The 5642-nt window shown below is 71.8% G+C and carries 4 protein-coding genes and 1 tRNA gene; 1 reads left to right on the top strand and 4 read right to left on the bottom strand.

Translation table 11 applies throughout. The features are described from left to right. A partial coding sequence (gene pgsA / locus GQS09_RS26500) for a phosphatidylinositol phosphate synthase (RefSeq protein ID WP_165990073.1) occupies positions 1-733 on the bottom strand: 733 nt, incomplete at its 3' end. Between the two features lie 312 nt (positions 734-1045). On the opposite strand from pgsA, the gene GQS09_RS26495 reads away from it, so the two are divergent. Beyond that, the gene (locus tag GQS09_RS26495; RefSeq protein WP_207958313.1) at positions 1046-2692 is read left to right on the top strand and encodes a hypothetical protein; all 1647 of its coding nucleotides are present in this window, start codon (positions 1046-1048) and stop codon (positions 2690-2692) included. Positions 2693-2743: 51 nt separating this feature from the next. Here GQS09_RS26495 and GQS09_RS26490 read toward each other — a convergent pair whose 3' ends face one another. The 3 genes from GQS09_RS26490 to GQS09_RS26480 form a co-directional block, all read right to left on the bottom strand. Beyond that, entirely contained in the window at positions 2744-3307 is a 564-nt protein-coding gene (locus tag GQS09_RS26490) for an HIT domain-containing protein (RefSeq protein ID WP_165990071.1), read from the bottom strand. A gap of 79 nt (positions 3308-3386) precedes the next feature. Next, on the bottom strand, positions 3387-5366 hold the full coding sequence (gene thrS / locus GQS09_RS26485) for a threonine--tRNA ligase (RefSeq protein ID WP_165990070.1): 1980 nt from the start codon (positions 5364-5366) through the stop codon (positions 3387-3389). A 181-nt stretch (positions 5367-5547) separates the two neighbouring features. Next, a tRNA-Val gene (locus tag GQS09_RS26480) sits at positions 5548-5619 on the bottom strand. Between the last annotated feature and the right edge of the window lie 23 nt (positions 5620-5642).

Genomic DNA, 5642 nt, shown 5'->3' with positions numbered 1-5642 from the left:
CGGCCCCGGCCCGGCCGCCGCTCGCGGTGCCGCCGGAGCCGCCGGTGGCGGGTTCCCCGCCGGCGGCGGTGTCCGGAGCGGTGCCGGACGCGGCCCGGGCGGCGGCGTCGGCCTCGGTGGCCTCCCGGTGGATGGCCACCATCCGCTGCATCAGGGTGATCAGGCTGCCGGCCGCGACCGCCCAGAGCGCCACCGGCAGCAGCACGCCGATGTGCGGGACGCCGAAGAGGGTGAAGCCCGACAGGCCGGTGAGCACCAGGGTGATCACCATCCGCTCGGGGCGCTCCACCAGTCCGTTGACCCGGACCGGCAGGCCCATGCTCTCGCCGCGGGCCTTGGTGTAGGAGACCACCTGGCCGCTGCCCAGGCAGAACAGGGCGACCGCGCAGAGCAGTTCGTTGTCGCCCCGGCCCGCGTACCACAGGGCGATCCCGGAGAAGACCGCGGCGTCGGCGAGCCGGTCCAGGGTGGAGTCCAGGAAGGCACCCCAGCGGCTGGAGACGCCGAGCTGGCGCGCCATGTTGCCGTCGATCATGTCGGAGAAGACGAAGAGCGTGATGACCACGGTGCCCCAGAAGAACTCGCCCCGGGGGTAGAAGGCCAGGGCGCCCGCCATGACGCCGAGGGTTCCGACCAGGGTGACCACGTCCGGGCTGACCCGCAGCCGGAGCAGCAGCGCGGCGAAGGGGGTGAGGACACGCGTGAAGAAGGCACGCGCGTACTTGTTGAGCATGGCCTTCCCAGTGATGTCTGTGAATGGTGCCCGTCCGGACACCGGCGGGGCCCATCGTAGTCACGGCCGGGCGGGTCCGGGCCGGGCGGCCGGACGGCGGCGTATCGTCCTTGTCGCAGGCGCCGTTAGTCTGTCAGCTTAGCCGTGGGCGCGGTCCGTGCGCGCTCCGGTCCCGGGCAATCCGGTTGCGGCGGGTTTTCCGGGGAATGTGCCGGGTGGCGGCACCGCGTACGGTGACGCCGCGGACGCAGAGAGCGGTCGGACCCAGGGGGTGTGCCGGTGGCAGGGTTCCAGGACACGGGCCAGTTCACCATGAGCTTCGATCTGAGCCAGGGCGCCCAGATACCGCTGTCCGGCAGCGCCGTGCGCGGGCAGACGGGCATCACCGCGGCCCTGGCCTCGGTCGCCTTCCGGGACGGCTCGCCGGACGCGATATGCGAGGCGAGCGACAAGTCCTCGGTCACCAAGCCGAAGATCTCGCTGCTGGAGCCGAATCTCGGGGAGGCGTTCACCCGTGCCCTGGAGAAGCGGATGCTGGCCGAGGACCGCAAGCCGCTGGTGCAGTCCTTCGGGGTGGACCCGCAGACCGTGGTGGAGCACGCGCTGGCCGCCAAGCGGCTGCGCCGGCAGCGGGACGCCCAGCTCACCCTGATCATGGCCGTCTGCGGCCTGCTGTTCCTGCCCGGGGTACTGATCTGGCTGGGCCTGTTCCAGCTTCGCCGCACCTTTGCCGGGGCCCAGGACCGGCGGGCGGGCGTTCTGGGCATGCTGGCACTGGGCGTGGTCGCGGTGCTGGTGGTCCTGCTGCTGTACCGGGCACCGGTCTCCGGCCCGCTGCGGTTCTATCTGTGGGCCGCACTGCCCGCCCCGGTCCTGGGCTGGCTGTGGGCGCAGCGGGTGGCCGAACGGACCGCGCAGGGTCTGCGGGCGCAGTGGAGCGGGCTGCTCAGCGGCGGCAGCGCGGGGGCCAAGATCCCCGAGGCGGTGCCGCAGAACCCCAATGACAAGGACGCCGAGCGGCTGCGCACCGCGCTGGCCAAGATCACCGAGGAGCAGGCCAGCAATCTGATCCACTACGCCGGCCCCGAGGGAATACTCGGCATGGGTGTGCGCTGGTGCCAGTGGACGCTGGCGGAGGAGCTGCAGCCGGCCGACCCGCAGCGGGACATCGACCCGTTCCGCGCCTGGGACGTGGTGCGGGCCATCCACGACCAGCTGCGGATGCTGGAGCGCGGGCCGCTGCACACCGGCGGCTTCCCCACGCCGCCCAGCCTGGTCCACTGGGTGGTGCGGCACGTCGGGGAGGGCGCCGAGGCGGTCTCCCGCCCGGAGGGCCCGGCGGCGGACGGCTACCGGTTCACCAACATCGAGGTCCAGCGGATCTGCAACGAGCAGCACATCGACTCGGGCGACCGGCACTACCTGGGCGCGCAGTTCGTGCTGTGGGACGGCGCCCTGGTGGTCACCATGATGATCCAGGTGACCGTGCTGCACCGGATCATGCGGATCGAGGTGACCGGCCACCTGCTGGGCCCGGTCCACGGCTTCTTCTTCAAGGGGCCGGACTCCAAGACCCGCAAGGTGCGGCATCCGGTGAAGTTCTGGACGCTCGTGGAGCGGCCGGCACCGCTGGTGGACGCCAAGGAAGTGGTGCGGCTGGCCGCGCGGGCCCCGCTCACCTGGAGGCCGGCCAAGCTGGACGAGCTGGGCGGCAAGCTGAGCCTTCCGGAGCCGTTCGGGCTGCGGCACACCTGGGCGGGCAAGCCGTGGCGGCACCGCTTCATGGCGGACGACGCGCTGCGGATACCGGCGCCGGTGCTGGTGGTGGTCTACGAGACGGCGATCCGGGTGCTGGCCGAGCACGGCGTGGACACCAGCGGTTTCACGGCCAAGGCGGCGGGGCTGCGCGGCGCGGTGCAGTCCGTCTCCCCCGGCACCCCGGACGAGTACGGCGTCTGACGGCCGGGGCCCGGCCGCGCGGTGCACGGCCGGGACGGGCCGGGCCGCCGGTCAGTCCTGCGCGGGCCAGGCGTCGGCGATCAGCCGCCGGGTCTCGGCGAGGAGCTGGGGCAGCACCTTGGTGTGCCCGACGATCGGCATGAAGTTGGCGTCCCCGCCCCAGCGCGGCACCACGTGCTGGTGCAGATGGGCGGCGATGCCGGCGCCGGCCGCCGTGCCCTGGTTGAGGCCGATGTTGAAGCCGTGCGGGGCGGAGGCGGTGCGCAGCGCGGTCATGGCCTGCTTGGTGAAGGCGGCCAGTTCGGCGGTTTCCGGCCCGGTCAGCCCGGTGTAGTCGGCCACATGCCGGTACGGCATGATCAGCAGATGCCCGCCGTTGTAGGGGTACAGATTGAGCGCGGCGTAGACCTTCTCCCCGCGGGCGGTGATCAGCCCGTCCTCGTCGCTCTTGCCGGGGATCACGCAGAACGGGCAGCCGTCGCCGGCGCCGGGACCGGTGGGCTTGCCCTCGCCCTGGAGGTACGCCATCCGGTGCGGGGTCCACAGGCGCTGGAAGGCGTCCGGTGTCCCGACTCCGATCTGCTGCTCCGGCTCGCTGCTCATGCGGGCCAGCATAAGCGCCGGGGCAAGGCCGGAACATGGCACCGGGGACGGCCCGGACGGGCCGTCCCCGGCATGATCCGCACGGCCCCCGTCAGACCTGGGCGCGGTCGCGGACCGCCGTCTCGATCTCCTCCAGCGCCTGCTCGCGCGGCACGCCGTTCTTCTGCGAGCCGTCGCGGTAGCGGAAGGAGACCGCGCCCGCCGCCATGTCGTCGTCACCGGCGATGATCATGAACGGCACCTTGGCCTTCTGGGCGTTGCGGATCTTCTTCTGCATCCGGTCCGCCGAGGAGTCGGTCTCCACCCGCAGGCCGCGGGCGCGGGCGAGGCCGGCGAACTCCTCCAGGTAGGGCACGTGGGCGTCGCCGACCGGGATGCCCACCGCCTGGACCGGGGCCAGCCAGGGCGGGAAGGCACCGGCGTAGTGCTCCAGCAGCACCGCGAAGAACCGCTCGATGGAGCCGAACAGGGCGCGGTGGATCATCACCGGCCGCTGCCGGGTGCCGTCCGCCGCGGTGTACTCCAGGCCGAAGCGCTCGGGGAGATTGAGGTCGACCTGGATGGTGGACATCTGCCAGGTGCGGCCGATGGCGTCGCGCGCCTGCACCGAGATCTTGGGCCCGTAGAAGGCGGCACCGCCCGGGTCCATGACCAGTTCCAGGTTCTGCTTCTGCGCGGCCGCGCGCAGCGCCTCGGTGGCCTGCTCCCAGTTCTCGTCCGAGCCGATGGACTTGTGCGGGTCCTTGGTGGACAGCTCCAGGTAGAAGTCGCGCAGGCCGTAGTCGCGCAGCAGGTCGAGCACGAAGGTGAGCAGGTTGTCCAGCTCGCCGGGCATCTGCTCGCGGGTGCAGTAGATGTGCGCGTCGTCCTGGGTGAAGCCGCGGGCCCGGGTCAGGCCGTGCACCACGCCGGACTTCTCGTAGCGGTAGACGGTGCCGAACTCGAACAGCCGCAGCGGCAGCTCGCGGTAGGACCGGCCCCGGGCACGGAAGATCAGGTTGTGCATGGGGCAGTTCATGGGCTTCAGGTAGTAGTCCTGGCCCTCGTCCAGCCTCATGGGCGGGTACATGCCCTCGGCGTACCAGTCCAGGTGGCCGGAGACCTCGAACAGGGTGCTCTTGGTCGCGTGCGGGGTGTAGACGAACTCGTAGTCCGCCTCCTCGTGCCGGCGGCGGGAGTAGTCCTCCATGCAGCGGCGGACGATGCCGCCGCGGGGGTGGAAGACGGCGAGGCCCGAGCCGATCTCCTCGGGGATGGAGAAGAGGTCCAGTTCGGCGCCCAGTCGGCGGTGGTCGCGCTTCTCGGCCTCGGCGAGGAAGTCCAGATGGGCCTTGAGCTCCTCGCGCGAGGGCCAGGCGGTGCCGTAGATCCGCTGGAGCTGGGGGTTCTTCTCGCTGCCGCGCCAGTAGGCGGCGGCCGAGCGCATCAGCTTGAACGCCGGGATCCGGCGGGTGGTGGGCAGGTGCGGCCCGCGGCAGAGGTCGCGCCAGCACAGCTCGCCGGTCCTGGGGTCCTTGTTGTCGTAGATGGTCAGCTCGCCGGCGCCGACCTCGGCGGAGGCGCCCTCGGCGGCCTCGCCGGCCGAGCCCTTGAGGCCGATCAGCTCCAGCTTGTAGGGCTCCCGGGCCAGCTCGGCGCGGGCCTCGTCGTCGGTGACCACCCGGCGGGAGAAGGTCTGCCCGCGCTTGATGATCTCCTGCATGCGCTTCTCGATGCGCTTGAGGTCGTCGGGCTGGAAGGGGGTGTCCACGTCGAAGTCGTAGTAGAAGCCGTCCCGGATGGGCGGGCCGATGCCGAGCCGGGCCTCGGGGAAGAGGTCCTGCACGGCCTGGGCCAGCACGTGGGCGGCGGAGTGGCGCAGGATGTTGAGGCCGTCCGGGGAGGAGATCTCCACCGGCTGGAGCTCCTCGCCGTCGGCGGGCCGGTGGCTGAGGTCCTTGAGCGTTCCGGCCACCCGCACGGCGATCACCGAGCGCTCGCCCTCGAACAGCGCGGCGGCGGTCGTGCCCGTGGTCACCACGCGCTCTTCCCGCTCGGAATCGCGTTGGATGATCACACGGACGTCGGACACCGGTCTCTCCTGACTCGTCGCTGTGCGGCGCGGCGGTCGCCGTGCCGGGGAGTTGGGGGAATGGTACCGAGCGCCGGGAGAGGCCGGCGAAGCGGTTTGCGCCGGGGACGGGGCGCGGCGGCGGGGCGCCGGACAGGCCGAAGGCCGGTCCGCGTGATCATCACGGACCGGCCTTCTCCGGTGGGCGATACTGGGTTCGAACCAGTGACCTCTTCGGTGTGAACGAAGCGCTCTCCCACTGAGCTAATCGCCCGGCTGCGGTGCCCTGCGGCACGC

Origin of the sequence: Streptomyces sp. YIM 98790 (assembly GCF_011421595.1) — a bacterium.
Classification (GTDB): domain Bacteria; phylum Actinomycetota; class Actinomycetes; order Streptomycetales; family Streptomycetaceae; genus Streptomyces.
The sequence above is the reverse complement of the archived record's forward strand: the minus strand, read 5'-3'. Positions and strand labels throughout refer to the sequence as shown.

Excerpts from the sequence above, each read along its gene's own strand:
- GQS09_RS26495 (WP_207958313.1), top strand. The coding sequence starts at position 1,046 with ATGAGCTTCGATCTGAGCCAGGGCGCCCAGATACCGCTGTCCGGCAGC.
- GQS09_RS26490 (WP_165990071.1), bottom strand. The coding sequence starts at position 3,307 with ATGCTGGCCCGCATGAGCAGCGAGCCGGAGCAGCAGATCGGAGTCGGG.